The sequence below is a fragment of the Rhizobacter sp. P3_B12 genome (genome assembly GCF_056402895.1).
On sequence record NZ_JBFUGN010000708.1, the window covers coordinates 1 to 3,270 of the forward strand.

Below are 3,270 nucleotides of genomic sequence, written 5' to 3' on the forward strand. Positions count from 1 at the left end.
ATGGATACGTGATGCCGGTCAGCCGACCGAGCGTGTATTCGTAGCCGGCCACCGTGGTGACCGTTGCGCCATTGGCCCCGCTCGCCGGGCTCACGCGCTGCGTGCTGGTGACGACCTCGCCCCAGGCGTTGTGGGCGTACTGCGTGGATCCGCCCGGAAAGAGCGTCGACGTCAGGCGCCCGATGCCGAAGCTGAAACCCGGCCCGGTCTGGCTGTGGGTCCAGACGAGCAGCGCGTCCGGCGCTCCTTCCTTCAGGTACTGGATGGCGTTCAGCCGGCCCGCGTCGTCGTAGGCAATGCGCGCGGTCACGCCTCGGCTGTCGATGCGCGTCGACACGCGGCCGGCCGCATCGACGCTGAGGTCGGTGACGCCGGTATCGGGGCTGATCACCTGATGGCCGCCACCGGCCTTCTCCGGATAGCGCGTGACCAGCCGGCGCGGGTCGGTCACCTGCGTGAGCCGGTCGCGGCCATCGTGCTCGAGCTCGGTGACGCCACCCGCCGGATCGACCTGCGCCTTGACGCGGTTCAGCGGGTCATAGGTCACCCGGGTCTCGAGGTTCAGCGTGCCGGCACCGCGGACCACCTTGGTGACGAAGCCCTCGGCGTCGTATTCATGGCGTGCCACCGATCTCGGAGAGGCCGGTGGCGGCGGCAGGGTCTGCGCCTCGACGACGGACATGAAGATCGCGCCGCAGGCCATCAGGCATCGCGCAGGCCGCCTCACGGTGCCGTCCCCCGGCCTTCGGTCTTCTGCACCCGCCCGAGGTCGTCGACGATGCGCTCCAGCGTGCGCCGCAAGTTGCCGCCGGGGTCTTGCACCTTCTCGCGAACCTTGATGCTGGCCATGTCCAGCAGGTAGTCGATGCGGTGGCCCTGCGCGTCGTAGACCGCCACGTTCCGGTGCGCATCGTCGTAGTCCCAGCCGACCCAACTGCCGTCCGGCAAGGTCAGCCGCTTGAGCTGGCCCGCGGCGTCGTAGGTATAGCGCGTGACGCGCCCGGCCACGTCGCGCGTGAGAAGCCGCTGCCGCAGGTCGTAGGTCGTAGGTCTGCAGCGTGACGACACCGTTCGGATCGATGCTCTCCAGCCACTTGCCCGATCGGTTGTAGCGCAGGTACCGCGTCACACGGCCATCGCTGGTCGTCTCGCTCTGCAGGTCACCCACCATGTGATCGGCGGTCTTGTCCTCGCAGTAGGTCCAGGTTGTCGTCGTACCGTCCGGTGCCGTCTCGGTGAGCTTCTGTCCGCGAGCGTTGTAGGTCCAGCTCCACACCTTGGTGCCGGGCGGGTAGGCCGCCACAGCGTTCAGCGGCAAGGTGAGTGAAGCGATGACGGCCAGCCGCCTGGTGATGTCCAGCATGAATCCCCCTGATCTGTGTTGCGCTTGACGCCACGCAGTGTTCGAAAGGGATGTGCAGGAAATATGGAGATCACCCTTTCGGCGGCCCGAGCTTCTTGAGTTCGTCGACCACCTTTTCAACGAGCTCTGCAGACCTCTCCCACACGCCATCGAGGTTGAACCAGGCCAGCTGCGCCGCTTCGCTGAGGTGGGTCATCGCCGTCCTCAGTTCGCTCGACACGCGGTGCGGGTTGCACAGGGTGTCCAGCATCTCCAACGCACGGCGCGCGATGTCTTCCTCGGAGCCGGCGTGCATGCTGATCCTCAGCAGCCCGCGCAGCACGGCCTCGAGTTCGGCGCCCTGCCAGAACGAATCCGGCGACGCCGTGTCCATGGCTTCGCGCAGCGAACCCAGGCGATCCGCAAACGCGGCGGCGTTGCCCTTGCGGGCGAATTTCTCGAAGCTCGCGTGATCGTTCGCCAGCAGGATCACCGCCAGCGCGCGCCGACGATCCGTCTCGTCCGACGTGCCGGGGGCGAGCGCGGACAGCAGGCGCTCGGTCACGCCACCCCACAGCGCCTCCAGCGCTGCCATGCGATCGCCCTGCACCGGCAACGCCTCGATCGCGCGGGCCTCCCTCATCAGGTCGCCGAGCAGGTGCTTGAAATTCGAGGGCGCTTGCAACTGGGCCTCGCCATGGAACCTGACCGTCCTGGGTTCGGGTGCAGTCACCTCCTGTTCGGCTGGCTTGCGCTTGGCCACACGCTTGACCAGGCCCTCGACCTGCGACCGAATCGCCTGCGCAGCACCCTTCCTCGCCGTCTCGACCTTCTCCGTCTTCCGTGGCTTCACGTTGCGACCGCCGTCGCTCGTGCCCTCGCCTGGCAGAAGCAGCGGCTTCTTCAGGCGCGCGCCATCGATCTTCCTCTTCATGAACCCACTCCTCTCGTCGTGACAGCCCCCTCTGTAACAACAGCCCCCCGGAAAGTTCGCGCCTGCCCGTCCCCCTAGAACCACCGGCGACTCACCTTGGTCACTTTGTGCGGCCCGGCACGCCTCTTAGCATCGCCCCGCGATTGCTCCCCCAACGCAGCCCGCGGCATGGCGGCTCGCTTGCATCGAAAGGCATCTGTTGTGTTGACCTCTCCCGTTCGTGCGGGCTGCGTGGCCCTGGCCTGCGCGCTGCTCCTGGCCACCGCTGCCCACGCCCAGTCGGCTGCCACCGCCGACGGCCTCGCGCCGGCCAACAACCAGGCCCGCGACGCCCTCGCCCGCCAGCGCGATGCCGAAAGCCTCTTCTCCGTCAGCGCCGAAGGCAAGGCGCTCTACGAGCGCGACGTCGTCAAGCTCGACGGCTACGGCTACTGCGGCCGCTCCATCGCGCTCGCCGAGCAGGGCGAGTTCCGCCAGAGCATCCGCGCCGCCAGCAAGGCGCTGCACCTCGGCCAGGCCGACGACAACGACGACCTCAAATCCCTCGCGCAGCGCGACCTGGCCATCGCCTACAGCTACGCCGGCCTGCTCGACGAGGCCGAACGCTTCGCGAACGGCTCGCTCGCGCTGACACCGAAGAACCCGCAGCAAGCCCACGCGCCGTCGTTGAAGGTGCTCGGCGACATCGCGGTGCGCCGCGCCCGCTACGGCGATGCCGCCGGCTACTACGGCCGCAGCATCGCGCTCGCGAGCGACCGCTTCCGTCCGCTGGTGCAGGTCTCGCTCGCCAACGCCTACACCGCCGCCGGCCGCGCGCCCGAGGCGCTGAAGCAGCTCGACCAGATCCCCGTGCGCGAGACCGACAAGCTCGGCCCCTTCTACAAGCGCAGCCGCGCCAACGCCCTGCTCGGCAGCGCGCAGCCGAACGAGGCACTGGCTCTTTTCAAGCAAGTTCTCGCCGACCCCGGCGCCGGCGACACCGCCTACCACCGCC

Annotated in this window: 2 protein-coding genes and 2 pseudogenes; 1 reads left to right on the forward strand and 3 read right to left on the reverse strand. The window is 68.4% G+C overall.

The annotated features are described in order from the left end of the window. The 3 genes and pseudogenes from AC1D01_RS26605 to AC1D01_RS26615 form a co-directional block, all read right to left on the reverse strand. Nucleotides 1-727, reverse strand: a pseudogene (locus tag AC1D01_RS26605) (hypothetical protein); the annotation flags it as partial. Then, entirely contained in the window at nt 724-1,068 is a 345-nt protein-coding gene (locus tag AC1D01_RS26610) for a hypothetical protein (RefSeq protein WP_477871721.1), read from the reverse strand. The gene AC1D01_RS26610 and the pseudogene AC1D01_RS26605, both read right to left, overlap by 4 nt. Nucleotides 1,069-1,433: 365 nt before the next feature. Beyond that, nucleotides 1,434-2,276, reverse strand: coding sequence for a hypothetical protein (locus tag AC1D01_RS26615; RefSeq protein ID WP_477871723.1), 843 nt, complete (start codon nt 2,274-2,276; stop codon nt 1,434-1,436). A gap of 204 nt (nt 2,277-2,480) precedes the next feature. Here AC1D01_RS26615 and AC1D01_RS26620 point away from each other — a divergent pair. Next, a pseudogene (locus AC1D01_RS26620) lies at nt 2,481-3,270 on the forward strand (CHAT domain-containing protein); the annotation flags it as partial.

Bases quoted from the DNA above. Each gene is read 5' to 3' on its own strand.
- AC1D01_RS26615 (WP_477871723.1), bottom strand. From the start codon at position 2,276: ATGAAGAGGAAGATCGATGGCGCGCGCCTGAAGAAGCCGCTGCTTCTG.